Below are 26322 nucleotides of genomic sequence, written 5' to 3'. Positions count from 1 at the left end.
GGTGGTTAGGAACTAATTTCCGCACCTGTCGTCATAAAGGGGCCACAAGGGCGAGTCAGTATTGCTTGACCTTGATCAGCTGGCGTCGCTCCTGCTTGTCGGGGCGGCGCTCCGGGCTTGGGGCGAACTGGCTGTTGAAGCGGCGTGCCTCGCTGTTCTGGGCCCGTTTCTTCAGGCTCTCTTCGGTCTCTTCATAGAGCAGCTGAGCCAGGGGGGCGGATTTGCGCTGCTCGCTCACCTCGAGCACCCGCACCTCCCGTTCATCCTGGCCCTGCCAGAAACGGACGAGGGCGCCGACCTCGACGGCCTTGCCCGGTTTGCTGCGCTGGCCGTTATAATGCACCTTGCCGCCGTCGATCTGATCCCGCGCCAGGCTGCGGGTCTTGTAGAAGCGTGCCGCCCACAGCCACTTGTCGAGGCGGACCTGAGTGCTGCTTTGTGCTGGATTCGACATGGATCGGCTCCGGGATGGCTGAAAAGGGAGCCTGATTATACCAGAGGCAGGGCCCGGGATAGAAACAGGGGGAAGCGGGGTGTGACGGAATCTGAATTTTCACAGCTTCATCCCATCCGGTCGGTTGTCTCTGGGTCCATTGCCGTACACAATAGCTAAACGATTTGGATGCCAGAATATATTGATAAACATGACGCTACCGTTCAGGGATGACTTGTTGGGCTCCCTTCTGGCTCGCTGCAAGACAGTGCCACTCTCCCGTTTCAGCCAGCCTCTGTTCTGGCTGCTTCTGCTGTTGCTGGCCCAGCAGTGCGCCGTGCTCACCTGGCGTCTGTTCGATCTCACCCAGTCCGCCCGACCTCTGCCCTGGCAGCCTGCGGTCACTCCGGGTCAGGGCGCCGGACCTGCCCGCCTCGATCTCGCCAACCTCAGCCGGCTCTCCCTGTTTGGCAAGGCGCAGCAGCCGCAGGCCGACAAGGTGGCCCAGGCGGCCCTGATCGATGCCCCCAAGACCCAGCTCAATGCCCAGCTCAACGGGGTGTTGGCCAGTACAGAACCAAGCAAGTCCATCGCCATCATCGCCCACAACGGCCTGCAGAACTCCTATGGCATAGGGGATTACATCGACGGTACCCAGGCCAGGATCCGTCAGGTGTTTGCCGACAGGGTCATCATCGCCCGGGACGGCCGTGACGAGACCCTGATGCTGGATGGGGAAGAGTACGGCAAACCGCTGCCCAAGGTGACGCGGCAGGGGGCCGAGCTCTCCTCCGTTCGCAGCGAGTTGATGAGCAATCCAGGCAAGATCACCGATTATCTCAATATTTCTCCGGTCCGGGTGGATGGTCGCATGGTCGGCTATCGCCTCAATCCGGGCAGCAATCCCGAAGTGTTCAATCAACTCGGACTGGTCGCCAACGATCTGGCGGTCAGCATAAATGGCCTGGATCTGCGTGATAACGCACAGGCCATGCAGGCGATGCAGCAAGTGGCGGGTGCCACGGAAATGACCGTCACCGTCGAGCGGCAAGGACAGCTCTACGATGTCTATGTCGGCTTGTCAGAATAATGAATTGGAGTAACACCAAGAATGATAAATAAAGGGAAGGGCTGGCGTCTGGCCACGGTGGCGGCAGCCTTGATGATGGCTGGCTCTGCCTGGGCCACCGAGTATTCCGCCAGTTTCAAGAATGCCGACATCGAAGAGTTCATCAACACGGTCGGCAAGAACCTGAACAAGACCATCATCATAGAGCCCTCGGTGCGCGGCAAGATCAACGTCCGCAGTTACGATCTGCTCAATGAGGATCAGTACTACCAGTTCTTCCTGAGCGTGCTCGACGTCTACGGTTTCGCCGTGGTGCCCATGAACAACGGCGTGCTCAAGGTGGTGCGCTCCAAGGATGCCAAGACTTCGGCCATCCCCGTGGTGGACGACACTAACCCAGGCGTGGGGGACGAGATGGTGACCCGGGTGGTGCCGGTGCGCAACGTCTCGGTCCGGGAACTCGCCCCCCTGCTGCGCCAGCTCAACGACAACGCCGGCGGCGGCAACGTGGTGCATTACGAGCCCTCCAACGTGCTGCTCATCACAGGCCGCGCCGCCGTGGTGAACCGCCTGGTGGAGGTGGTGCGCCGGGTGGATCGCGCAGGCGATCAGGAGATGGACGTCATCAAGCTCAAATACGCCTCCGCCGGCGAGATGGTGCGGCTGGTGACCAACCTCAACAAGGATGGCAACAACCAGGGGGCCAACGCCTCCCTGCTGCTCTCTCCCAAGGTGGTGGCCGACGAGCGCACCAACTCCGTGGTGATCAGCGGTGAGCCCAAGGCCCGTGCCCGCATCATCCAGATGGTGCGCCAGCTCGATCGGGACCTGCAGAGCCAGGGCAATACTCGGGTCTTCTACCTCAAATATGGCAAGGCCAAGGATCTGGTGGACGTGCTCAAGGGCGTCAGCTCCAGTATCGAGGCGGACAAGAAGGGTGGTGCAGCCACCGGCGGCGGTGCCAGCATAGGTGGCGGCCAGCTCGCCATCTCCGCCGACGAGACCACCAACGCCCTGGTGATCACCGCCCAGCCGGACGTCATGGCCGAGCTGGAGCAGGTCATCGCCAAGCTCGACATCCGCCGCGCCCAGGTGCTGGTGGAGGCGATCATCGTCGAGATCCAGGACGGTGACGGCCTCAATCTCGGGGTGCAGTGGGCCAACGCCAACGGCGGCGGCACCCAGTTCACCAATACCGGTCTGCCCATCGGGCCCGCCATCATCGCGGGCAAGGATTACAAGGACAACGGCAATACCGACGGGCTCGAAAACCTGCTCGGTGATTTCAGCGGCATGGCGGCCGGCTTCTACAAGGGGGACTGGGCCATGCTGGTGACGGCGCTCTCCACCAACACCAAGAACGACATCCTCTCGACCCCGAGCATAGTCACCATGGACAACAAGGAAGCCTCCTTCAACGTCGGCCAGGAAGTGCCGGTGCAGAGCGGCTCCCAGAGCTCCACCACCAGCGACCAGGTGTTCAACACCATAGAGCGCAAGACGGTGGGCACCAAGCTGGTGGTGACGCCCCAGATCAACGAAGGGGATTCGGTGCTGCTCAACATAGAGCAGGAGGTCTCCAGCGTAGCCCAGACCCAGGCGACGGGTACCGCCAACCTGGGCCCCACCTTCGACACCCGTACCGTCAAGAACGCCGTCCTGGTGAAGAGCGGCGAGACAGTGGTGCTGGGCGGCCTGATGGACGAGCAGACCAAGGAGCAGGTCTCCAAGGTGCCAATATTGGGGGATATCCCGGTGCTGGGCTACCTGTTCCGCTCCACCTCCAACACCACCGCCAAGCGCAACCTGATGGTCTTCATCCGGCCGACCATATTGCGCGATGCCAACGTCTATTCCGGGGTCTCCAGCAACAAGTACACCCTGTTCCGTGCCGAACAGTTGAACCTGGCGGCCGAGGAGGGCTATGCCACCTCGCCGCCCCGTCAGGTGCTGCCGGCCTATGGTCAGGACGTGATGCTCTCCCCCGAGGTACAGAAGCAGATTGAACTGATGAAGGCCCAGCAGCAGTCGACCACTGTGGTGAGACCCATAGTGCAACAACCGGTGCAACAGCCGTTCGTGCAGAGCAAGCCCTGATGGCCGCCTACCAGCTCGATGGCAGCGAGCTGCCGGCCCCCTTGCCGGAACTGCCGTTTGCCTTCGCCCGCAACTTCGGGGTGATCCTGACCGAGCGCCAGGGTGCCCCCGTGCTGCTCTGTCGCCAGGATGTGGCGCCGCAGACCCTGCTGGAGGTGCGTCGGGTGGCGGGGTGCGCCTTCGCGGTGGAGCAGCTGGGTCATGACGAGTTCGAGACGCTGCTGATGGCCCACTACCAGCGCGACTCCTCCGAGGCGCGCCAGCTGATGGAGGATCTCGGCAACGAGATGGACTTCTTCGCCCTGGCCGAAGAGCTGCCCCAGAGTGAGGATCTGTTGGACGCCGACGACGACGCCCCCATCATCCGCCTCATCAACGCCATGCTGAGCGAGGCGATCAAGGAAGAGGCGTCCGACATCCACATCGAGACCTTCGAGCGGGCCTTGGTCATCCGCTTCCGTATCGATGGGGTGCTGCGGGAGATACTGCGCCCCCATCGCAAGCTCGCCTCCCTGCTGGTGTCGCGCATCAAGGTCATGTCCCGCATGGACATCGCCGAGAAGCGGGTGCCCCAGGATGGCCGCATCTCATTGCGCATCGGCGGCCGCGCCGTCGACGTGCGGGTCTCCACCATGCCGTCCAGCTACGGCGAGCGGGTGGTGCTGCGACTGCTCGACAAGAACAACGTGCGCCTCGAGCTCAAGCAGCTCGGCATGACGCTGGCCAATCGCAACATCATCAGCGATCTCATCCGCAAGCCCCACGGCATCATATTGGTGACGGGCCCGACCGGCTCGGGCAAGTCCACCACCCTGTATGCGGCGCTCTCCGAGATCAACTCCCGGGATCGCAACATTCTCACTGTGGAAGATCCCATCGAATATGACCTGGAAGGGGTCGGCCAGACCCAGGTCAACACCAAGGTGGACATGACCTTCGCCCGGGGCCTGCGCGCCATACTGCGTCAGGATCCGGACGTGGTGATGGTGGGGGAAATCCGTGACCTCGAGACCGCCCAGATCGCGGTGCAGGCGTCGCTGACCGGCCACCTGGTGATGTCGACTCTGCACACCAACACCGCCATCGGCGCCATCACCCGGATGCGGGACATGGGGATAGAGCCCTTCCTGCTCTCCTCGTCCCTGCTGGCGGTGCTGGCCCAGCGGCTGGTGCGCACCCTCTGCCTGGATTGCCGTACCGCGCACCCGATCACCGAGCAGGAGCGCCTCGCCATGGGGCTGGATCTTCCGCCGGATCAGCAGATCTGGCGCCCCGTGGGCTGCGAGCAGTGCAACCACACCGGCTATCGTGGCCGGACTGGCATCCACGAGCTGGTGGTGGTGGACGAGGCGGTGCGCGAGGCGATTCACAGCGCCAGCGGCGAGCTCGCCATCGAGCGGCTGATCCGGGGGCATACCCCCAGCATACGCCGTGACGGTATCGACAAGGTGCTCCAGGGGCAGACCAGCCTCGAAGAGGTGCTGCGCGTGACCCGGGAAGACTGAGATGGCGGCGTTCGAATACAAGGCCCTCGACCCCAGGGGCAGACAGAAGTCCGGGGTGATGGAGGGGGACTCCGCCCGCCAGGTGCGCCAGCTGCTGCGCGAACAGGGGCTGACCCCCCTCGAGGTGAACGAGACCACCGAGAAGGCGAAGCGGGAGGCCAATCGCTTCGTGCTGTTTCGCCGCGGTGCCTCCACCTCGGAGCTGGCCCTCATCACCCGCCAGCTGGCGACCCTGGTGGGTGCCGGGTTGACCATAGAAGAGGCCCTCAAGGCGGTGGCCGAGCAGTGCGAGAAGGCCCACCTGCGCAGCCTGGTGGCCACGGTGCGCAGCAAGGTGGTAGAAGGTTACTCCCTGGCCGATTCGCTCGGCGCCTTCCCCCATGTGTTCGATCAGCTGTTTCGCTCCATGGTGGCGGCCGGCGAGAAGTCCGGTCACCTGGAGAAGGTGCTCAACCGCCTCGCCGACTACACCGAGCAGCGCCAGCACATGCGCACCAAGCTGCTGCAGGCGATGATCTACCCCATAGTCCTCACCTTGGTGGCCGTGGGCGTCATCTCCATACTGCTCACCGCCGTGGTGCCCAAGGTGGTGGCACAGTTCGAACACATGGGCCAGCAACTGCCCGCCACCACCCGCTTCCTCATCGGCACCAGCGAGCTGATGCAGCACTACGGCCTCTGGTTCCTGTTGCTGCTGCTGCTGGGCGGGTTTGTCTGGCGCTGGTGGCTCACGGATGCCGGACGGCGCCGCCACTGGCATCAGGTGGTGCTGCGCCTGCCGGTCATCGGCCGGGTCAGCCGGGGGCTCAACACCGCCCGTTTCGCCCGCACCCTGAGCATCCTCAACGCCAGCGCGGTACCGCTGCTGGAGGGGATGAAGATCTCGGGGGAGGTGCTCTCCAATGACTTTGCCCGCCACCGCATCGGTGAGGCCACCGAGCGGGTGCGGGAGGGAACCAGCCTGCGCAAGGCGCTGGATGAAACCAAGATTTTCCCGCCCATGATGCTGCACATGATCGCCTCCGGCGAGCAGAGCGGCGAGCTCGACAGCATGCTGGAGCGGGCGGCGGACAACCAGGACAGGGAGTTCGAAACCCAGGTGAACATCGCCCTCGGGGTGTTCGAGCCCATGCTGGTGGTCTCCATGGCCGGGGTAGTGCTGTTTATCGTGATGTCGATCCTGCAGCCGATCCTCGAACTCAACAATATGGTGAATTTATGATGCTGGCGTGCGGGTGACGTCGGTCGATCCTGCGGTCAACTCGCTCGAACTGAACAGCATGGTCAATTTGTGAGTGAGGTTCGGATGTCCGAATATGCGACCCTATTCGAACCTGCAAAGTCAGTCGATCTCGCAGGTTCGATTAGCCGCACGGCGGCGTAATCGGACGAGCGCGGTTCAACAATCAATCTCTGATGGCTCATGCCATCTCAATTCGTTAGGAGCTGTAGTCATGCAAAAGCGTCGTCAATCGGGTTTCACCCTGCTGGAAGTCATGGTGGTCATCGTGATCCTGGGGATCCTGGCCAGCCTGGTGGTGCCCAACCTGATGGGCAACAAGGAGAAGGCGGATCAGCAGAAAGCGGTCTCCGACATAGTGGCGCTGGAAAATGCCCTCGACATGTACAAGCTGGACAACAACCGCTACCCGACCACCGAGCAGGGTCTGGATGCCCTGGTCAACAAGCCGACCGCGTCACCCGAGCCGCGCAGCTACCGGGACGGGGGCTACATCAAGCGCCTGCCGCAGGATCCCTGGGGCAACCAGTACCAGCTGCTGAGCCCGGGCCAGTTCGGCAAGATCGACATCTTCAGCATGGGGCTGGACGGGGAAGCCGGGACAGATGACGACATCGGCAACTGGAACCTGAAGGACTTCCAGTAAGTGATTTGCCGCCCCGTTTGCTCCGCCTTGCTGGAGCAGCCTGAATGAGGGCTGCGCCATCTGCTCGTCGTCAGACTGGCTTTACTCTGCTGGAGGTGCCCTTGCTCGCCGCCATCTTGATGGGGCCGGTCTTGTGAAGCCTCGTCGTCAGGCTGGCTTCACTCTGCTGGAGGTCTTGCTGGTCGCCATGTTGATGGGGCTGGTGGCCACCGCCGTCGTCCTCAGCATGGGGGGCGCCCGGGGGGACAGGGAGCTGGACAAGCAGGCGCGTCGCCTCATGGCGACCCTGCAACAGGCGCAGGAGTATTCGGTGATGGATGGCCGGCTGCTGGGATTGAGAGTCGAGGAGAGCGGCTGGCAGTTTATGTCCCGCAATCCCAAGGATCGCAAGTGGCAGGCACTGACCGGCGACAAGCTGCTGGGGCCGGTGCAACTGCCGGAGGGGATCACCCTGGCCGTCGAGCTGGAGGGTTTCAGCTGGCGCACCGAGTCGGACGAGAAGAACGAGCAGAGCCGCGACGAGAAGGAGCGCACGCCCCAGATCTTCATCTTTCCGGGGGGGGAACTCACCCCCTTCGTGCTGACCCTGAGCCAGCAGGACGAGGATCTGAGCTACCTGCGCACCCTGAAGGGGGACGAGTTCGGTCGCCTCTTCCTGCAAGAAGACGAAGAGGAAGAAGAGTGACGGGCAGGAGCGCAGGTGGCGAGCGAGTTCGCCGCGTCAGGGGCGGGCCCGCCAGGGCGCGCGGCATGACGCTGCTGGAGGTCATGGTGGCGCTGGCGGTGTTCGCCATCGCCGGCCTTGCCGTGATGAAGACCGCCAGCGAGCACCTCTCCGGCCTCAACTACCTGGAGCAGAAGACCCTGGCGACCTGGGTGGTGGAAAACCGGCTGGTGCAGCAAAAGCTCGAAGGCAAGTGGCCGGGAGACAGCTGGGTGGAAGGGGACGAGGAGATGGCCGGGCAGACCTGGTACTGGCGCTATCGTGGCGTCGCCACCAGCGACAACAACTTCAAGGCCCTGGACGTGGAGGTGCGCACCGCGCCCAAGGCAGAGAGCCCGGTGGCCATGATGCGGACCTATATAAGCCGATGATCCAGAGCAACACCCGCCTTTCCCGCCACCGTGGTTTTACCCTGCTTGAGAGGTTGCTGCGGCCATCGCCCATGTCGGTGACCTCAGGCCGGCGCGCTGTCCGCCAGGCCGGCTTTACCCTGCTTGAGATGCTGGTGGCCATCGCCATCTTCGCCAGCCTCAGCATGGGGGCCTATCAGGTGCTGCAGGGGGTGCTCACTAGCGACGAGGTGGCCAAGCGCAAGGAGGTTCGCCTCTCCGAACTGCAGCTCGCCTTCAGCCTGCTGGAGCGGGACATCACCCAGATGGTGCCGCGCAGCGGCCGCATCGATGGCGAGAACAACAAGGTGCTGCTGGCGGCCTCCCGCTTCGGCCAGCAGAGCGATGACTGGGGCATGGCCTTCATCCGTGGCGGCTGGCTCAATCCGGACGGCATGCTGCCGCGCTCCGGCTTGCAGCGGGTAGGCTGGCGACTCAAGGAGCAGACCCTGGAGCGGCTGAGCTACCTCTACCCGGATCCCGCGATCGGCACCGAGCCACGGATTCAGCCCGTGCTGACCGGGGTGACGGCCCTGCGGCTCTATTTCTACGACAAGGGCACGTGGAAGGAGGAGTGGACTCAGCGCGACCTGCTGCCCTATGGGCTGGCGGTGGAGCTGGATCTGGCGGATTACGGCACCATTCGCCGTCAGTTCCTGATTGGAGCCGGTGGCCAGAGGGCTGAAAATGGTAATTGATCGTCGTTTTTCCCTGTCCGTCATGGAAGATGACGGTACCCTTGGCCGCCGCCAGTTCCTGATAGGAGCCGGTGGTCAGAGGGCTGAAAATGGCAATTAAGCGCAGCCGGGGCCTATTCCGTACCACACCCGGCCGGCAAGGGGGCATGGCCCTGCTGGTGGTGCTGCTTATTCTGTCGGTGATGGTGATCATCGCCAGCAACATGAGCGGCCGGTTGCAGCTGGAGCTGCGCCGGACCAGCAACCTCACTGCTGGCAAGCAGGCCTGGTGGTATGCCATGTCGGCGGAGGCACTGGTGATCAAGGTGCTCAACCAGGACTTCAAGGATGACCCCGATGTGGTCAACCTGGGCCAGAACTGGGCACGGCAGGATGCCGTCTTCCCGGTGGACGACGGCACCCTGTCCGGGCGGGTGCGGGATCTGCAATCCTGCTTCAACCTCAACAGCCTGAGCCTGGCCCTGAAAGAGGGGGAGAGCGGCGATGATCTCGATGCGCAGCCCTATCAGTTCAAGGCGTTCCGGGCGCTGCTCGAGGCGCTGGAGGTGGATGAGTACGAGGCGGTGCAGCTCACCGACGCCATCCGCGACTGGACCGACAAGGATACCCAGCTGGTCTCGAGCAACGGGGCCGAGGATGCCTATTACGAGGGGCTCAATCCCCCCTATCTGGTGGCGAACCAGTGGCTGCTGGGAACGGACGAATTGCGGGCCGTGCGCGGGGTGAGCAGCGAGCTCTACGCCCGGCTGGCCCCCTATGTGTGCACCCTGCCAAACGACAAGCTGGTGGTGAACATCAATACTATCAAGCCGGAGCAGGCTGCCCTGCTGGTGGGGCTCTATCAGGGCAAGATAGGGTTGGACGACGCCAAGCGGGTGCTGACCAACCGCCCCAAGAAGGGGTGGAAGGAGAAAAAGGAGATGACGGATGAGCTGTCGGTACAACCGGGCAGCATCACGGGGCTGGACGGCGCGCTGGACATCAAGAGCAGCTTCTTCGAGGCCCGTCTGCTGGCCGAGGTGGGTGATGTGCGGGCCCGGCTGGAGACCGTCTTCCAGCGCGGCAAGGACAACAAGCTGGTGATGTTGCGCCGTCTGAACGACGGTGCAGAATAACAGGGAGATGGCCGGCCTCTGGCCTGTCTGTCCCGCCCCTTATCTGGACTGCAGCCGACGGCTGCGGCCCGCCCATCGACGAGGATGCTGGCGGGCATGGCAGGAGAATCATTTGTGAGCGAGAGTCTGGTCATCCGTCTGGGGACCAATGCGCAGCAGCCGGTGCATTGGCTGGTGTGGTCGACGCAGGAGCAGGAGATCATCGCCTCCGGCACCCTGGCCTCGGCCCATGCCCTGGGTGAGCTGCAGGAGCGTGCCGGTGGCCGCCCCGTGGTGACCCTGGTGCCCGGCAGCGATCTCATCTTCCGGCGGGTCAGACTGCCGGGCAAGTACAGCCGTCAGGCCGCGGCGGCCTTGCCCTATCTGCTCGAGGAGCAGATCGCCTCCGACGTGGACGAGCTGCATCTGGTGGTGCTGGCTCATCAGGGGCAGGACGTGGATCTGATGGCGGTGGACAAGGGGAAGATGCAGGCGTGGCTGGCGTGGCTGCAGCAGGCGGGGCTCAAGACCCTGCAACTGCTGCCGGACGTGCTGGCCCTGCCGCCCGCCGCCGAGGGGTGGTCTGCCCTGCAACTCGGCGCCGAGTGGCTGATCCGCCAGGGCCCAGTCCAGGGGATAGTCGCCGACGAGCCGCTGCTGGCCATGCTGCTGGCGGCCCAGCCCGAACCCGTCACCATCCATAGCCATACCCCGGCTCCCGCCATCGCGGCCGCCAACTGGCAGGCGGCGGATCCCGAGCTGCCCATGCTGCTGCTGGCGAAAGGGGCGATCGCTTGCCAGGCGAACCTGTTGCAGGGGCCCTATCGACCCCAGACCGAATACGGCCGCTACTGGCTGCAGTGGCGCAAGGTGGCGGTGCTGGCGGGGATACTGCTGCTGGTGGCCCTGGCCCAGCGCGGGGTACAGCTCTATCAACTGACGGAGCAGGACAAGGCCCTCAAGGCGGAGATCCGGCAGGTCTATACCCGGATCTTCCCGGGGGAGACCCGGATCGTCAACGTCCGCAGCCAGATGAGCCAGCACCTCAAGTCCCTGGGGCAGGCCCCGCAGGGTGGGGTTCTGCTGCTGCTGACCGAGCTGGCGCCTGTGTTTGCCGAGGTGCCCGGTCTCAAGCCCGAAGTGATGCGTTTCGACGCGGCCAGGGGCGAGCTCAGGTTGCAGGTCACGGCCCCCGGTTTCACCGAGATAGAGCGTTTTCGCGAGCTGGCGGGCAAGCGCTTCGAGGTGCAGCAGGGGGAGGTGCGAAGCCATGAGGGCAAGGTGGAAGGGGCGCTGGTGCTGAAGGGGAAATCATCATGATGGACAAACTGCAAGGCTGGTGGCGTGGCATCAGCCCCCGCGAACAGCGGCTGGTGGCGGTGGGGGGTTGTGCCCTGCTGATCGGGCTCTGCTACTGGGTCATCTGGCAGCCCGTCGCCAATCGCATCGACGAGCGGCAGCGGCAGGTGGCCAACCAGCAGCAGACGCTCGCCTGGTTGAAAGAGAAGGGGCAGGAGGTGCTGGCGATGCAGGGGGGCCAAGGCCGCCAGATCGACACCAGCGGCACCCTGGACGGGGTGGTGAACCGCACCGCCTTCAACCAGAAGATCAAGATAGCCAGGCTGCAACCCCAGGGGCAGGAGTTGCAGGTGTGGATAGACACTGTCCCGTTCGAGGATCTGCTGCTCTGGCTCGCGACCCTCTCCGATCAGTACGGCGTCCAGGTGCAGATCATCGAGGTGGCCCGGGAGGGGCTGGCTCCCGGCCTGGTCAAGGTCAGGCGCTTGCAGTTGAGCCGCCCCCAATGACACCAAGCGTAATGGGCGCCGCCCGGTTTTTGGCATGGCGCTCAATGTTGGCTCCTGGCTTGGCCCGGGCCGGATCCTTGCAGTCGAGTCCTGTTCTATGAAACAAAAAGTCCTGATCGCCACCCTGTTTCTGGTGGCCTATCTCGGTTTCCTGCTGGTGAGGTTGCCAGCCACTCTGGTGGTGCGCCATCTGCCGCTGCCCCCCAACCTGGTGCAGCTGGAAGGGGTGAGCGGCACCCTCTGGAGCGGCCAGATTGCCCGGCTGCAATATGCCAGCGAGTCCCTGACCCAGCTGCGCTGGGATCTCGACGGCTGGTCCCTGCTGCGCCTGGCGCCCGAGGTGTCGGTGCGTTTCGGCGATCGCGCCGGCCTCAACGGTCAGGGAGTGATCGGCTGGAATGGCGCTGCCTTCGGTCGTGACATCACCCTCAACGCCCCCGCTCCCTGGGTGCTGGCGCGGGTGCCCACGCGCCTGCCCTTCCCCCTGACGACGGCGGGTCAGCTGCAACTCAAGGTCGATCAGTTCGCCCAGGGCAAGCCCTGGTGTGAGGAGCTTTATGGCAACCTCAACTGGTACGGCGCCGAGGCCGACACCCCGGCGGGCAAGCTGCTGCTGGGGGATCCCGAGCTCAAGCTGACCTGTCTCGACTCCCGTCTGGTGGCCGAGCTCAAGCAGGGCTCCGAGGCGGTGCAGGTGCAGGGCAAGCTGGAGTTGCAGGCCAATCGCCAGTATCTGTTCCAGGGCACCCTCAAGCCTGGGCCCGAGCTGCCGGATCAGATGAAGCAGGGGCTGCCCTTCCTCGGTCAACCCGACGGTCAGGGCCGCTTCCCGCTGCGCTATCAGGGCCGGATCTAACGCCATCCCCGCCGACCCCGGAGCCACTCCGGGGTCGGCTTTCTCATCCTTTGCGCCCTCTCTCCTCACTACCCTGACTCCCTCAGCCCTCACTTACCGCCACGTCCCCTCCCGATAGTGACTATGTACACCCTCCCCACCAACCCGCTCAATACGGCAACAGCTTGCCTCACCCAGCAACTTATCTGCAGCCAATAGTCAATGAGTGCGCATCGCGCTGAAAAAATGGCCAAGCCCCCCAGCCAAGCTGAATATCAATCAGGTTGCATCGATTGTGAAATGTGAGCTGCCACCCGTTATTGATCTTTTCCATCCAGATTTCGACCTACTTCCAAACGCAAAAAATAACTGACTGAAAAATAAAGATTAAACCAAGGTGGATATCCTCTTTGCACCTCATTACCTCTGAGCCTGCCCATCAGAAATGTGAGCAATGGCAAAACCGAGGGTCAACCCGAGACAATTGATATAAGTATCGAAATACCAGGTGGAGCATAGTGGTCGGTACAATGAGGTCAATTGGAGATGATTGATTTGTTTTGATAGCGCGACAGGCAACCATCTCGGCCGATCTATTCATCTGGTTTCAAGTGTTGAGGGAAATGGTTATGGGAAAGAAGCGTATTTACCTGTTTTGCTCTGCCGGGATGTCGACGTCACTGCTGGTCTCGAAGATGAAGGCGCAGGCTGAGAAATATGATGTGCCCGTGGAGATAGATGCCTACCCGGAAACCCTGGCAGCCGAGAAGGGTCAGGATGCGGATTTGGTGCTGTTGGGCCCGCAGATTGCCTACATGCTGCCGGAAATCCAGGCCCTGTTGCCGGGCAAGCCGGTCGAAGTCATCGACTCTCTGCTCTATGGCAAGGTCGATGGGTTAGGGGTCCTCAAGGCCGCCGTCGCATCCATCAAGAAGAGCCTCACTCAGTAAGGAGAACACCGTGAGCACCATAATCGCATCGCTGGAAAAGGCCATATTGCCCATTGCCGTCAAGCTGGGTAAGCAGCCTCATGTCAACGCCATCAAGAATGGCTTCATCAAACTGATGCCCCTGACCCTGGCCGGGGCCATGTTTGTCCTGATCAACAACGTCTTCCTGAGTTTTGGGGAGGGATCCTTCTTCTACTCCATGGGGGTGCGACTCGATCCCGCCACCATAGCCACCCTGGACGGCTTCAAGAGCATAGGTGGCAGCGTCTACAACGGCACCCTGGGGATCATGTCCCTGATGGCTCCCTTCTTCATCGGCCATGCCATGGCAGAGGAGCGCAAGGTTGATCCCCTCTCGGCCGGTCTGCTCTCGGTCGCCGCCTTCATGACGGTCACCCCCTTCAGCGTCGGTGAGGCCTATGCGGTCGGCGCCAACTGGCTGGGTGGTGCCAACATCATCTCCGGCATGATCATTGGTCTCGTCTCGGCCGAGATGTTTGCCTTCGTCATTCGTCGCAACTGGGTGATACGCCTGCCTGACAGCGTACCGACCTCGGTAGCACGCTCTTTCTCGGCGCTGATCCCCGGCTTCATCATCCTCTCCATCATGGGGATAGTCGCTTACCTGCTCCAGACAGAGGGTACCAACTTCCACCAGATCATCATGGACACCATCTCCACCCCCCTGTCCAACATGGGTGGCCTGGTCGGCTGGGTCTATGTGCTCTTCTCCCCGCTGCTCTGGTTCTTCGGGGTCCATGGTTCTTTGGCGCTGTCGGCACTGGAGAACGGCATTCTGGTGCCCTTCACCCTGGAAAACGTCGCCCTCTATACCCAATACGGCTCCGTTGAAGCCGCCATCGCCGCCGGCAAGACCTTCCACGTCTGGACCAAGCCGATGCTCGACTCCTACATCTTCCTCGGTGGTACGGGTGCAACGCTAGGCCTCATCCTCGCAGTGTTTATGGTGTCCCGTCGCGATGACTACCGTCAGGTGGCCAAACTGGGCATGCCCGCCGGCATCTTCCAGATCAACGAGCCCATCCTGTTTGGCCTGCCGGTCATCATGAACCCTGTGTTGCTCATCCCCTTCGTGATGGTGCAACCGGTACTGGCGACCATCACCCTGTTTGCCTACAACACCGGCTTTATCCCGCCCATCACCAACATGGCGCCCTGGACCATGCCAGCCGGATTGGGGGCCTTCTTCAACACCAACGGCAGCATAGCCGCAGCCCTGCTGGCGATATTCAACCTGGGGATAGCCACCCTGATGTATGTCCCCTTCGTGCTGATTGCCAACAAGGCCCAGGCCGTTATCGAGGAAGAACAGGAGAGCGAAGAGGATATCGCGCTGGCCCTGAAATTCTGATGACACTCCCGGGAGGAGCCTGGCTCCTCCCTCTTCAAGCCGAAGGAGAAGAAGATGACGTATCGCTTTGCGGACGATTTTTGGTGGGGCAGCGCCAGCTCGGCGCCCCAGACGGAGGGAGCCTCCAGCCGGGATGGCAAGTCCGACAACATCTTTGACTACTGGCACGCCATTGAGCCGACGCGCTTCCACCAGGGCATAGGCCCGGCGCAAGCCTCGACCTTCTATGATCGTTTCGAGAGCGATATCGCACTGCTCAAGCAGCTCAATCACAACAGTTTTCGTACCTCCATCTCCTGGTCCCGACTGATCCCGGACGGGACGGGCGAGGTCAATCAGCAGGCCGTCGCTTTCTACCATTCCGTCTTTGACCGCTTGCTGGCCGAGGGGATCACCCCCTTCATCAATCTCTACCACTTCGACATGCCGCTGTGCATGCAGGAGCTAGGCGGTTGGGAGAGCCGGGACGTGGTAGCGGCCTATGTGCGTTACGCCAGCCTGTGCTTCGAACTGTTCGGCTCACGGATCAAGCACTGGTTTACCTTCAACGAACCCATAGTGCCGGTCGAGTGTGGTTACCTCGGCCACTTCCACTACCCCTGCGTGGTGGATTTTCGTCGCGCCGTCACGGTCGCCTATCACACAGCCCTGGCCCACGCCGGTGCGGTCGAGGCTTTTCGCGATGCCCGTGCCAGCGGCGAGATTGGCATCATCCTGAACCTGAGCCCCACCTACCCCAGATCCGATTCGGCGGCAGATCGCCAGGCGGCGCGCTGGGCCGACTTGTTGCTCAACAAGAGTTTCCTCGATCCGGCCCTGAAAGGGGGCTATGACCCCGAGCTGGTCACCTTGCTGCGCCAGCATGATCTACTGCCTGCGGTGGAAGCCGGTGACAAGGCGCTACTCAGTGCCGGACGGGTGGATTGGCTGGGGATCAACTACTACCAGCCACGGCGAGTCAAGGCCAAGGATCAAGTCTGCTCGGGGGCGCCGCGTACCCCCGAAGATCTGTTCGATTTCTATGAGATGCCGGGTCGCAAGATGAACCCGCACCGGGGCTGGGAGATCTATGAGAAAGGGATCTACGACATCCTCACCGAGCTGCGCCTGGGCTATGGCAACCCCCGCTGCTACATCTCGGAAAATGGCATGGGGGTCGAAGGGGAAGAGCGCTTCATCGGGCCCGAAGGGCGGGTAGAGGATGACTACCGCATCGACTTCATTCGTGGTCACCTCGAGTGGCTGCATCGCGGCCTGCAAGAGGGTAGCGCCTGCTGCGGTTATCACCTCTGGACCTTCATCGACAACTGGTCCTGGCTCAATGCCTACAAGAACCGCTATGGCCTGATCCGGCTGGATCTTGACAGCCAGACCCGCACCATCAAGAAGAGCGGTTATTGGTTTGCCGAGGTGGCACGCAACCATGGTTTCAATTAAGTGGGATTCCATTAAACCGCTTTCAATTAACTAGCTGTAATCAAGAGGATAAAGAGATGTTCGATATGGACAACATAGAGGCAGAGACCACGACTTGCGATGACATGGAAGAGGTGGTGATGGGACTCATCATCAACTCGGGGCAGGCACGCAGCCTGGCCTACAACGCCCTGAAGAAGGCCAAGGAGGGCGACATAGCCGCCGCCCGCCTGCTGATGACCCAATCCCGCGAGGCCCTCAACGCCGCCCACTTGGTGCAGACCCAGCTGATTGAGAGCGATCAGGGCGAGGGCAAGGTCCCGGTTACTCTGGTACTTGTTCACGCCCAGGATCACCTGATGACCTCCATGCTGGCGCGGGAGCTGATCAACGAGCTCATCGACGTGCACGAAAAACTGCTCGGCAAATAACAGCGGCATCGGCCAGCCATAGGGGGCGAATAATGAGCGTCAAGACCATCCGGGAAAACGAGCTGTTCAACAACAGACCCTTTCACATGTTCATCTACAACAAGCAGGTGAGCGGTACCGGTTTGCATCAGCACGACTATTACGAATTCACCCTGGTGTTGACCGGCCGTTACTATCAGGAGGTCAACGGCAAGCGGGTACTGCTCGAGCGCGGCGATCTGGTGTTCATTCCGCTGGGCTCATCCCATCAGAGCTTCTACGAGTTCGGTACCACCCGGATCTTCAACGTCGGGATCAGCCGCAGCTACTTTGACCAGCACTTCAAGTACCTGCTGCCGGAACACTTCGTGGCGTCCCAGGCCTATCCGCTCAAGCATGAATTCCTGAGTTATATCGAGTCGGTACTGGTTTCTCCCGGCTTCAGGGAAGAGGCGCTGACCGAATTTCTCGAAGTGGTGACCTACTCGGTGATGAACCGGCTGCGTCACTACAAGGACGCCTCGGCCAGCGAGGATCTTCCACTCTGGCTCCATGAGGCGGTAGAGCGCATGCACGATCGCTCGTTGTTTGCCGACGATGCCCTGGCCAATCTGATCCATCTCTCCGGCAAGAGCCAGGAGTACCTGACCCGTGCCACCCGGCGTTACTACAACAAGACGCCGATGCAGATCATCAACGAGATCCGGGTCAACTACGCCAAGATGCAGCTGGAAGTCACCAACGACTCTGTGGCCGACATCGCCTTCGAGACCGGCTACAACGATGTCAGCCTCTTTATCAAAAACTTCAAGAAGTTGACCTCCTTTACCCCGGGCAGTTACCGAAAATATCTCTATCCGAAATTTGAAACCCCGGCCTGAGATTGGCGAGCCGTATTTTTAAAAAACCATGTGCGGCAAAACCGCTGACCCAGATTGACCGGCCCCTGCCACAGGTGGCTGCGGCCCCTTATTCAACCTATTCGAGAATGATGAAAGAGGTGTTTATGAACAAGACGCTTAAAGTGGTCACCATAGGTGGTGGCAGCAGCTATACCCCGGAGCTGGTCGATGGCTTCATCAAACGCTACGCCGAGCTGCCCATCGACGAGCTGTGGCTGGTCGATGTCCCCGAAGGCCAGGAGAAACTGGACATCATTTTCGACCTTTGCCAGCGCATGATCCAGAAAGCCGGCATCCCCATGACGCTGCACAAGACGTTGGATCGCCGCGCCGCGCTGCAAGGCGCCAGCTTCGTCACCACCCAGCTGCGGGTCGGCCAGCTGCAAGCCCGGGAAAAAGACGAGCGCATTCCCCTCAGCCACGGTCTGCTGGGCCAGGAGACCAATGGTGCGGGCGGCCTGTTCAAGGGGCTGCGCACCATCCCCGTCATTTTCGACATCATCCGCGATGTGGAAGAGATCTGCCCGGATGCCTGGCTCATCAACTTCACCAATCCGGCTGGCATGGTGACCGAAGCCGTGCATCGCCACACCCAGTTCCGCCGCTTCATCGGGGTGTGCAACATTCCGGTCGGCATGCAGATGTTTGTGCGCGACGCCCTCAAGGTCACCGCAGAGGACGTCCTCTCCATCGACATTTTCGGCCTCAATCACCTGGTGTTCATCGGCGACGTGCTGGTCAATGGGGTATCGCGTTTCGATGAACTGCTCGAGGGGGTGATAGACGGCAGCCTCACCAGTTCCAGCTCGGTCAAGAACATCTTCGATCTGCCCTTCGATGCGAGCCTGATGCGCGGACTGCGCCTGTTGCCCTGCTCCTACCTGCGTTACTACTTCAAAGAGAAAGAGATGCTGGGGATCGAGATGGGCGAGTTCTACAAGGGCGGCGCCCGGGCCCAGGTGGTGCGACAAGTCGAGAAAACGCTGTTTGAGCTCTACCAGAACCCAGAACTCGACGAGAAGCCCAAGGAGCTGGAGCTGCGCGGCGGCGCCTACTACTCGGATGCGGCCTGCGAGGTGATCAGCGCCATCCATAACGACAAGCGCAGCGAACAGTATGTGATCATCCCCCACCATGGGCATGTCACCAACATTCCGGCCGACTGGACTGTCGAGATGACCTGCCTGGTGGGTCGTGATGGCGCCATTCCTCACCCGCGCCTCACCCGTTTCGACGACAAGGTCAACGGGCTCATTCACCTCATCAAGAGCTTCGAGATTGCCGCCTCCCAGGCAGCCTTGAGCGGCTCCTTCGATGACCTGCTGCTGGCCATGAACCTCAATCCGTTGATCCATTCGGACAACGAGGCAAAAACCGTTGCCCAGGAGCTGCTGCTGGCACACCGCGAGCACCTGCCCAAGTTTGCCGCCGCCATTGCGGATCTCGCCTGATAACACCGGGCCCCGTTGATCATCGGCGGGGCAATACAGGAGATAGAGATGCATAAAAGATTGATTATCAACGCCGACGACTTTGGTCTCTGCCCTGCCCAGAGCTACGGCATAGTGGAGGCCTTCGAGCATGGGGTGGTCAGCTCGACCACTGCCATGGTCAATTCCCCGGCCATAGCGCATGCGGCCTGGCTGGCCAAGCGCTTCCCGGACTTGCCCATCGGGCTGCACTTCGTGCTCACTTGGGGCAAGCCGCTCTCTCCTCTATCCTGCCTGGTCAATGCCCAGGGGGAGTTGGACAAGAGCATCTGGCAAAAAAGCGAGCAGGGCCTGCTGGTCGCAAGGGAAATCATGGAAGAGCTCAGGCAGCAGTTCGATCGTTTCGTCACCCTGTTTGGCCGCTCGCCTAGCCACATCGACAGCCATCACCATGTGCATATGCTGCCGAGCCTCTATCCGCTGGTGGAAGCCTTTGCCCGCCAGCAGGGCATCCCTATGCGCATCGATCGGGAGGAGGTGCGCCGTCACGGCCTGACCGTCAACCATGAGCTCAGTTGCCAGCGTTTTGACAGCCGCTTCTATGGTGAGTCACTCACCCGGGAGCTGTTGCTGCAACTGCTGGATGACGCCAATGAACAGGGGGTCAGCTCCCTGGAGATCATGTGCCACCCCGCCTTTATCGATCTCGAGGTGCAGCGCAGCGCTTATCACCAACCCAGGCTCACCGAGCTGGCCATCCTCACCGATCCGGCCTTGCCTGAGTTGATCGCGGCGAGAGGCTATTGCCTCACCAGCTACCAGGGGTGGCAGCCATCTTGAATCACCAAGGTGGCAGGGCTGTACTGTGATGGGCTCAGGCCTATGGTGGGGCGCTAGCTCGTCGATGTGGTGATGAGGTGGTTGAGAAAGAGGCTGAACAGCTCGGCCCGGGAGCCGAGCCGCAGCTTGCCGTAGAGGTGCTTGCGGTGATTCTTCACGGTGCCGCTGCCGATGCCGAGTTCGGCGGCGATTCCCTCGGTGTCCAGCCCCTGCAGCAGCAGGCTCGCCACCTGCCGCTCCCGGCGGGTGAGCCTGTCTCCGCCCACGCTGCTCATCGCCTGCTCCACCGCGGCCTTGAGGCTGGCGCCGTCCAGGCTGGCCGCTACGCCTTGCACCCTATCCTTTGCCGTACTCTTGGCTGCACTTGTCGCAGCACCATCCGTGGCTCTCGTCGCCGCGCTCTGGGCCAGCAGTGGTACCGCCTCCCGCCACTGCTGGCGGCACAGGGAGTGCACCAGGGGGAACAAGGCTTCCAGCCTGGCCCGCTCCTTTGGACGAAGGATCTGGCGCTTGTCGAGGCGGCCCAGAAACAGCATGAGCGTCAGTCCGTCCCGCACCGGCAGGATCAGCCCCACCTCCTCCTGCCAGCCGGTGGCCTGATAGAAGTGGTGGCGGTATTCGGGATCGAGCCGCCCCTTGGACACCTGCGCCAGGGTCCAGACCCCGGCGGGGAGGCCGTCCTGGAGCGCCTGCATAAAGGGATCCTGGCTGAAGTGGCTGGTGAGGTAGCGATCAAACAGCAGGGCCCGCTGGTGGCTCAGGTTGTCGTGGAGGTAGACCGGGCGCTGCCCCACCCCGAGCAGCAGGGCGCAGTCGAACGCCACCTGCTGCTGGATGAGGCGCACCAGGGCCGCCGCAAAGGCCGGGCTGTGCAGGGCATCGACGACGGCGGTCAGGCCCTGGGTCAGCGAGTCTGTGGCGAGGGGCTGGCTCATGGCGACGGGCTCCGGCTGGCGGGGAAAGCACCCCGATATGGGCGGGATGCTAGCACGAGAGTGGCAAAACTGTCCCCTGGGGGACATATCCGCCACCAGTCATAGGGGCGAGTATGGCGACTTTCCCCTGCTGTTGGAGACCCCATGATAGACCCCCATTTACTTGATGATCTTGCCGAGCGCGGCCTGGTGGCCCAGATGTCCGACCCGGCGGCGCTGGCCGACCATCTCGCCACGCCGCGAACCCTCTACTGCGGCTTCGATCCCACCGCCGGCAGCCTGCACATAGGCCATCTGGTGCCGCTCTTGATGCTGCGCCGCTTCCAGCTCGCTGGCCACAGGCCGGTGGCCCTGGTGGGGGGCGCCACCGGCCTCATCGGCGATCCCAGCTTCAAGGCGACCGAGCGCAGCCTCAACAGCAGCGAAACCGTGCAGGGCTGGGTGGCCAGCCTGTCCGCCCAGATCCGGGCGCTGCTGCCCGCGAGCGAGGGGCTGGCGGCCCCTGTGCTGGTCAACAACGCCGACTGGATGGGGCAGATGTCCGCCCTCGATTTTCTGCGGGACATCGGCAAGCACTTCTCGGTCAACGCCATGCTGGCGCGGGAATCGGTGCGCCAGCGGCTGGCTCGCCCGGATCAGGGGATCTCCTTTACCGAGTTCTCCTACGCCCTGCTGCAATCCCAGGACTTCGCCGTGCTCAACCAGCGTCTCGGCTGCACCCTGCAGATCGGCGGCAACGATCAATGGGGCAACATCACCAGCGGCATGGATCTCACCCGGCGACTGCATCAGGCCCAGGTTCATGGCATGACCCTGCCCCTCATCACCAAGGCGGATGGCACCAAGTTCGGCAAGACGGAAGGGGGCGCCATCTGGCTGGATCCGGCGCTCACCTCGCCCTACGCCTTCCATCAGTTCTGGCTCGGCACGGCGGACGAGGATGTCTACCGCTTCCTGCGCTACTACAGCTTTATGCCGCTGGCGGCCATCAGGGAGCTGGAAGTCGAAGATGCGGGTCGGCAGGGGCGCAAGCAGGCCCAGCAGGTGCTGGCGGACGAGCTGACCGAACTGGTGCACGGCAAGGGGGCTCTGGCGGCGGCGCGGCGCATCGGCGAGCTGCTGTTTTGCGGCGACGTGGCTCGGCTCGGGGAGGGGGATCTCGCCCAGTTGGCGCAGGATGGCATGCCGAGCTGCCGTATCGAGAAGGAAGCGGATCTGGTGACCCTGCTGGTGGAGAGCGGTCTGGCGAGTTCGAAGCGGGTTGCCCGCGAGCTGCTGGGGGCGGGCGCCATCAGCCTCAACGGCACCATCAGACAGGATGAATGGCTCAGTGCGGCGGATCGGCTGTTTGGTCGCTACCTGCTGCTGCGCCGGGGCAAGAAGCAGTACCGGCTGGTGGAGTGGGTGGACTAGTACGCCCGATCCCAAGGAGAAAGGGCTGCCAGGCAGCCCTTCTGTTTGTCCGCTTGCTCATGGGGTCTGTGGCTTCCCCATTGATGCGCAAAATGCCGATTCACACGGCCAGCGGCAATAACTCGGCGTAGTCGCGGATCGCCGGGAAGGCGGTAATCTGCTGCTCAGGCTGGCGACTGTCCGGGTTCTGGATGGCGAGCTGATAACCGATGCCGTAGTCGGCGGCGGCGCGCAGGATCCGCTCGCTGTCATCGACGAACAGGGTGCGGGCCGGATCGAATGCCAGTCGATCTGCCAGCGCCTGCCAGCAGTGCTGGCTCTCCTTCGACCAGCCGAGCTCATGGGTGCTCACCATGAGATCCAGGTGGCTGGCGAGATCGAGGTGCGCATCCTTGACCGACAGGCTGGCGGGGTGGGCATTGGTGAAGAGCACCAGCTGCTTGCCCGCCGCCCGCAGGGCGGCCAGGAAGGGGATGACGTGGGGCCGCCACTGGATCTTGTCCAGTATCTCCTGCTTGAGAGCGCGGATGTCGAGCCCGAGGGTCCGGCTCCAGTAGTCGACGCAGTACCAGTCGAGGGTGCCGCTGACGGCCTGATAGTGGGCATCGATCTGCGCCTTGGCGTCGGCCAGCGGCAGGCCGAGGCGCGCAGCGTAGCGCTCGGGCACCAGCTGCTGCCAGAGGTGGCTGTCAAAATGAAGGTCGATCAGGGTGCCATCCATGTCGAGCAGAACTGTGTCTATCTGGTGCCAGGGCAGTGGGGTGGGCATGGGGCCTCTTTGTGTCGGACTGGGTGGGGAAAACGGGGGGCATTATAACGGATTTTTCAGGCACCTTTCCGGCCCTTGCCCCGTGGTGTTCCCTCGGGGAGTCGTTTACTCTTGAAGCACTCTTTTTTAACGAGCAGTCAGCCCAGATGAGTGACCCCCACAAGTGCAAACCCGAACACGTCCGCGTCGAGGCCATGGCCCACGACAAGCGCAAGCCGGAGATCATCAAGGCCGAGCTGGTGGCCGAGAGCCGGCTGTTCAAGGTGGAATCCCTGCACCTGAAATTCAGCAACGGGGAGGAGCGGGTCTACGAGCGGATGCGCGGCGGCAACCGGGGGGCCGTCATGGTGGTGCCCCTGTTCGATGCCCACACTCTGCTGCTGGTGCGCGAATACGCGGCGGGCACTCACTCCTACGAGCTGGGCTTCCCCAAGGGGCTGATCGATCCGGGCGAAGATGCCTTCGAGGCGGGCAACCGGGAGCTGATGGAGGAGGCGGGCTTCGGGGCCCGTGACCTCATTCCCCTCAAGCAGGTCTCCCTGGCCCCCGGCTATTTTTCCAGCCGGATGGACATACTGCTGGCGCGGGATCTCTACCCCGAGCAGCGGGTGGGCGACGAGCCCGAGCCCCTCGAGGTGATCCCCTGGCCCCTCAATCGCATCGACGAATTGCTGGCGCGACCCGACTTCACCGAGTCGCGCAGCATCAGTGCCCTGCTGCTGGCCAGCAAATGGCTGGCGGAGCAGGAAAGCTAGCCCAAGCGTGGGTAAAGGTAATAAAAACAGAGGATAACAAGATGCAGGAGTTGTTGGCCTGGATACCTGGGGTCAAGGAGATAGCCCGCGAAGCGGGGCGTATCCTTCACGAAATCTATCACGGCGGTCAGTTCGAGCGTCAGCTGAAGGAGGATGCGACCCCGGTCACCAGTGCCGATCTTGCTGCCGATGCCTACCTCAAGCAGGCGCTGTCGGCGCTCACTCCCCATGTGCCCGTGCTGACCGAAGAGGCGGCCGATGTGCCCTTCAGCCAGCGTGCCAACTGGCGGCAATACTGGCTGGTGGACCCCCTCGACGGCACCGGCGAGTTCATCGCCGGCAGCGGTGATTTCGCCACCCTGATCGCCCTGGTGCGGGACAATGTCCCGGTGCTCGGGGTCATCTATGCCCCCGAGGCCGACGTGCTCTACTGGGCGGTGCGCGGCCACGGCGCCTTCAAGGAGGTGAATGGCGAGGTGTACCCCATCAGCGCCATGCACCACGAGCACGACCAGCCCGACTCCCTGGTGGTGGCCATCAGCCGCCGCCAGAAGCTGGAGAACCTGACCCGCCGCCTCAACCCGGCCATCAACTACGAGCTGATCCCGCTTGGCTCCAGCTCCCTCAAGTCCTGCCTGGTGGCGGAAGGGGCGGCAGACTGCTACGTGCGGCTCGGCCCCACCGGCGAGTGGGACACCGCCGCCGCCCAGTGCATCGTCGAGGCGGCGGGGGGGCGCATCCTCAGCCTGGCGTTGCAGCCGCTCAGCTACAACGAAACGGAGTCGCTGGAGAACCCTGACTTCATCGTGATGGGGGACCCGGATCTCGCCTGGGGCAAGATCCTGACTCACTGAGCCGGTTGAAATGTAGCCAGTTCATCCAATCAGGCGGCCCCGTGGCCGCCTGATTGCCTGGTGTGATCCGCTGGCTTGGCGCGGTATATTCAGGTGTATTCGCTACTTAAATGGATTGCTGTAGTGGATCATCACAATCAAACCCAAAGTGCCGGCATCTATTTTCAGGTAATTCTGAAAACCGCGCATTGGTCGAAATAAAAAATCGACCAGTGGTGATATTTTGGTTTTATATTTCGTGCTATTCGCTATTTAAAGGTTTAACCGAACAGGGCGGACTGGAAATGCCACCCAATCTCACTGGCTGAACCTGACTTTGCCAGTGAGATCTGCCAATGCCGTTTTTTGAGAATTAAATGCTAAAGGAGCACAATATTTTTAGATTTTAATACTATATATAAGTGGTTTATCAATGAGTTCATCTGCAGAGGTCACCCGGGAGCTATCCGGTTCCCCATCCATCAGCCGCACTGGCTGGCGTCGTCACGATACCCACTGGGTCATCAGCCTGTTTGGCACCGCGGTCGGCGCCGGCATACTGTTCCTGCCCATCAACCTGGGTCTGGGGGGCATCTGGCCCCTCGTCATCGTCGCCGTGCTGGCGGGCCCCATGACCTTCCTGGCCCACCGCGGGCTGGCGCGCTTCGTGCTCTCTTCCTCGCGCCCCCACGCCGACTTCACCGAGGTGGCGGAGGAGCACTTCGGCAAGATGGCCGGTCGCCTCATCTCGGCGCTCTACTTCCTCTCCATCTTCCCTATCCTGCTCATCTACGGCGTCGGGCTGACCAACACGGTGGAGAGCTTCATGATCAACCAGCTCGGCATGGATGCCCCGAACCGGGTGATGCTCTCCGGCCTGCTGGTGTTCGCCATGATCGCCGTGATGATGGCGGGGGAGAAGGCGATGCTGCGGGCCTTTGCCTTCATGGTCTATCCGCTGGCGGCCATTCTGGCGGCGCTCTCCTGCTACCTTATTCCCCAGTGGCACTGGCCGGAGGCGACCGCGTTCGAGGGGGCCAGCTTCCTCAACACCGTCTGGCTGGCGCTGCCGGTCACAGTGTTCGCCTTCAGCCACGCCGCCGCCATCTCCGGCTTTGCCAACGTGCAGCGCCGGGAATATGGCGAGCAGGCCGAAGCCAAGAGCGGCCTGATCCTGCGCAACACCACAGTGATGCTGGTGGGCTTTGTGCTCTTCTTCGTCTTCTCCTGCGTGCTGAGCCTCTCTCCGGCCCAGCTGGCCGAGGCCAAGGCCCAGAACGTCTCCGTGCTCTCCTATCTTGCCAACATCACAGACAACCCTGTGATAGTGACCCTGGGGCCGCTCATCGCCTTCATCGCCATCAGCTCCTCCTTCCTCGGCCACTTCCTCGGCGCCCGGGAGAGCCTGAAAAGCCTGATCGCCAAGCCCACCGGCCTGTCGCTGGCCAAGGCGGACCGGCTCGGCATCGCCCTGATGTTCTTCGCCATCTGGGGGGCGGCTGTCATCAACCCCGGCATCCTCGGCCTGATGGAGACCCTCTCCGGCCCCGTCATCGCCATGATCCTCTTCATCATGCCGGTGGTGGCCATCTACAGGGTGGAGGCGCTGGCCCGCTTCCGTCAGGGCTGGGTGAACGGCTTCATCCTGCTGACCGGTTCGCTCTCGGTCTCGGCCCTGCTCTTCAGCCTGCTGAAGTAACAGCGGCGCAGCGGCCAGAATGAGAAGAGGCGACCCCGGGGTCGCCTCTTCTCATTCATG

The 26322-nt window shown here is 62.4% G+C and carries 26 protein-coding genes; 23 read left to right on the top strand and 3 right to left on the bottom strand.

Annotation, left to right across the window (positions count from 1 at the left end):
* Window positions 1-55 precede the first annotated feature (55 nt).
* Window positions 56-454 (bottom strand): ribosome-associated heat shock protein Hsp15, encoded by a 399-nt coding sequence (gene hslR / locus AC3WR3_RS12525; RefSeq protein ID WP_429160879.1) that lies wholly within the window; start codon window positions 452-454, stop codon window positions 56-58.
* Window positions 455-671: 217 nt separating this feature from the next.
* On the opposite strand from hslR, the gene exeC reads away from it, so the two are divergent.
* The 19 genes from exeC to chbG all read left to right on the top strand — a co-directional run bounded on the left by exeC (window position 672) and on the right by chbG (window position 19858).
* Window positions 672-1523: a GspC family type II secretion system variant ExeC gene (exeC, locus tag AC3WR3_RS12520; RefSeq protein ID WP_492292003.1), complete on the top strand. Its 852-nt coding sequence runs from the start codon at window positions 672-674 to the stop codon at window positions 1521-1523.
* A gap of 21 nt (window positions 1524-1544) precedes the next feature.
* Window positions 1545-3599 (top strand): GspD family T2SS secretin variant ExeD, encoded by a 2055-nt coding sequence (exeD, locus tag AC3WR3_RS12515; RefSeq protein WP_429108481.1) that lies wholly within the window; start codon window positions 1545-1547, stop codon window positions 3597-3599.
* Window positions 3599-5104, top strand: coding sequence for a GspE family T2SS ATPase variant ExeE (gene exeE, locus AC3WR3_RS12510; protein ID WP_202047266.1), 1506 nt, complete (start codon window positions 3599-3601; stop codon window positions 5102-5104). Before exeD ends, exeE begins: the two co-directional genes overlap by 1 nt.
* Before the next feature lies 1 nt (window position 5105).
* Entirely contained in the window at window positions 5106-6326 is a 1221-nt protein-coding gene (exeF, locus tag AC3WR3_RS12505) for a GspF family T2SS innner membrane protein variant ExeF (protein ID WP_492292002.1), read from the top strand.
* A gap of 232 nt (window positions 6327-6558) precedes the next feature.
* On the top strand, window positions 6559-6990 hold the full coding sequence (exeG, locus tag AC3WR3_RS12500) for a GspG family T2SS major pseudopilin variant ExeG (RefSeq protein WP_202047265.1): 432 nt from the start codon (window positions 6559-6561) through the stop codon (window positions 6988-6990).
* A 133-nt stretch (window positions 6991-7123) separates the two neighbouring features.
* Window positions 7124-7675 carry a GspH family T2SS minor pseudopilin variant ExeH gene (gene exeH, locus AC3WR3_RS12495; RefSeq protein ID WP_492292001.1) on the top strand — a complete coding sequence of 184 codons (552 nt, stop codon included), beginning with the start codon at window positions 7124-7126 and terminating at the stop codon, window positions 7673-7675.
* Complete coding sequence (gene gspI / locus AC3WR3_RS12490; RefSeq protein ID WP_492292000.1) at window positions 7672-8085, top strand: type II secretion system minor pseudopilin GspI; 414 nt, start codon at window positions 7672-7674, stop codon at window positions 8083-8085. Before exeH ends, gspI begins: the two co-directional genes overlap by 4 nt.
* A 71-nt stretch (window positions 8086-8156) precedes the next feature.
* The gene (exeJ, locus tag AC3WR3_RS12485; RefSeq protein WP_202047263.1) at window positions 8157-8801 is read left to right on the top strand and encodes a GspJ family T2SS minor pseudopilin variant ExeJ; all 645 of its coding nucleotides are present in this window, start codon (window positions 8157-8159) and stop codon (window positions 8799-8801) included.
* A gap of 89 nt (window positions 8802-8890) precedes the next feature.
* Window positions 8891-9916 carry a GspK family T2SS minor pseudopilin variant ExeK gene (exeK, locus tag AC3WR3_RS12480; protein ID WP_492291999.1) on the top strand — a complete coding sequence of 342 codons (1026 nt, stop codon included), beginning with the start codon at window positions 8891-8893 and terminating at the stop codon, window positions 9914-9916.
* Window positions 9917-10030: 114 nt separating this feature from the next.
* Entirely contained in the window at window positions 10031-11215 is a 1185-nt protein-coding gene (gene exeL, locus AC3WR3_RS12475) for a GspL family type II secretion system protein ExeL (RefSeq protein ID WP_202047261.1), read from the top strand.
* Complete coding sequence (exeM, locus tag AC3WR3_RS12470) at window positions 11212-11703, top strand: GspM family type II secretion system protein ExeM (protein ID WP_106885752.1); 492 nt, start codon at window positions 11212-11214, stop codon at window positions 11701-11703. Before exeL ends, exeM begins: the two co-directional genes overlap by 4 nt.
* Before the next feature lie 97 nt (window positions 11704-11800).
* Window positions 11801-12559: a GspN family type II secretion system protein ExeN gene (gene exeN, locus AC3WR3_RS12465; protein WP_404837197.1), complete on the top strand. Its 759-nt coding sequence runs from the start codon at window positions 11801-11803 to the stop codon at window positions 12557-12559.
* 608 nt (window positions 12560-13167) lie between these two features.
* Complete coding sequence (locus tag AC3WR3_RS12460; protein ID WP_202047259.1) at window positions 13168-13488, top strand: PTS sugar transporter subunit IIB; 321 nt, start codon at window positions 13168-13170, stop codon at window positions 13486-13488.
* A 10-nt stretch (window positions 13489-13498) separates the two neighbouring features.
* Window positions 13499-14860 carry a PTS N,N'-diacetylchitobiose transporter subunit IIC gene (gene chbC, locus AC3WR3_RS12455; RefSeq protein ID WP_202047258.1) on the top strand — a complete coding sequence of 454 codons (1362 nt, stop codon included), beginning with the start codon at window positions 13499-13501 and terminating at the stop codon, window positions 14858-14860.
* Between the two features lie 54 nt (window positions 14861-14914).
* Window positions 14915-16297, top strand: a complete 1383-nt coding sequence (locus AC3WR3_RS12450; protein ID WP_492291998.1) for a glycoside hydrolase family 1 protein — start codon at window positions 14915-14917, stop codon at window positions 16295-16297.
* Between the two features lie 56 nt (window positions 16298-16353).
* A complete protein-coding gene (gene chbA / locus AC3WR3_RS12445) occupies window positions 16354-16707 on the top strand; it encodes a PTS N,N'-diacetylchitobiose transporter subunit IIA (RefSeq protein ID WP_342059976.1) in 354 nt (117 codons plus the stop codon).
* 32 nt (window positions 16708-16739) lie between these two features.
* Complete coding sequence (gene chbR / locus AC3WR3_RS12440) at window positions 16740-17567, top strand: transcriptional regulator ChbR (protein WP_319917247.1); 828 nt, start codon at window positions 16740-16742, stop codon at window positions 17565-17567.
* Between the two features lie 125 nt (window positions 17568-17692).
* Complete coding sequence (locus AC3WR3_RS12435) at window positions 17693-19039, top strand: 6-phospho-beta-glucosidase (RefSeq protein ID WP_265435174.1); 1347 nt, start codon at window positions 17693-17695, stop codon at window positions 19037-19039.
* A gap of 48 nt (window positions 19040-19087) precedes the next feature.
* On the top strand, window positions 19088-19858 hold the full coding sequence (chbG, locus tag AC3WR3_RS12430; protein ID WP_492291997.1) for a chitin disaccharide deacetylase: 771 nt from the start codon (window positions 19088-19090) through the stop codon (window positions 19856-19858).
* 53 nt (window positions 19859-19911) lie between these two features.
* Here chbG and AC3WR3_RS12425 read toward each other — a convergent pair whose 3' ends face one another.
* Window positions 19912-20793 (bottom strand): helix-turn-helix transcriptional regulator, encoded by an 882-nt coding sequence (locus tag AC3WR3_RS12425; RefSeq protein ID WP_492291996.1) that lies wholly within the window; start codon window positions 20791-20793, stop codon window positions 19912-19914.
* 144 nt (window positions 20794-20937) lie between these two features.
* Between AC3WR3_RS12425 and tyrS the strand changes: the two genes are divergently transcribed.
* Window positions 20938-22206, top strand: coding sequence for a tyrosine--tRNA ligase (gene tyrS / locus AC3WR3_RS12420; RefSeq protein ID WP_492291995.1), 1269 nt, complete (start codon window positions 20938-20940; stop codon window positions 22204-22206).
* A 100-nt stretch (window positions 22207-22306) separates the two neighbouring features.
* Here tyrS and yrfG read toward each other — a convergent pair whose 3' ends face one another.
* A complete protein-coding gene (yrfG, locus tag AC3WR3_RS12415; protein WP_492291994.1) occupies window positions 22307-22975 on the bottom strand; it encodes a GMP/IMP nucleotidase in 669 nt (222 codons plus the stop codon).
* A gap of 146 nt (window positions 22976-23121) precedes the next feature.
* Between yrfG and nudE the strand changes: the two genes are divergently transcribed.
* The 3 genes from nudE (at window position 23122) to AC3WR3_RS12400 (ending at window position 26262) form a co-directional block, all read left to right on the top strand.
* Window positions 23122-23730 carry an ADP compounds hydrolase NudE gene (gene nudE / locus AC3WR3_RS12410; RefSeq protein ID WP_005327154.1) on the top strand — a complete coding sequence of 203 codons (609 nt, stop codon included), beginning with the start codon at window positions 23122-23124 and terminating at the stop codon, window positions 23728-23730.
* A gap of 41 nt (window positions 23731-23771) precedes the next feature.
* On the top strand, window positions 23772-24584 hold the full coding sequence (cysQ, locus tag AC3WR3_RS12405; RefSeq protein ID WP_139433953.1) for a 3'(2'),5'-bisphosphate nucleotidase CysQ: 813 nt from the start codon (window positions 23772-23774) through the stop codon (window positions 24582-24584).
* Between the two features lie 412 nt (window positions 24585-24996).
* On the top strand, window positions 24997-26262 hold the full coding sequence (locus tag AC3WR3_RS12400) for an aromatic amino acid transport family protein (RefSeq protein WP_319917243.1): 1266 nt from the start codon (window positions 24997-24999) through the stop codon (window positions 26260-26262).
* The last annotated feature ends 60 nt before the right edge of the window (window positions 26263-26322 follow it).

Source organism: Aeromonas sp. EU05-FHT14A05 (assembly GCF_058791175.1).
Note: the sequence above shows the minus strand (reverse complement) of the source record. Positions and strands in the feature narration are given on the sequence as shown.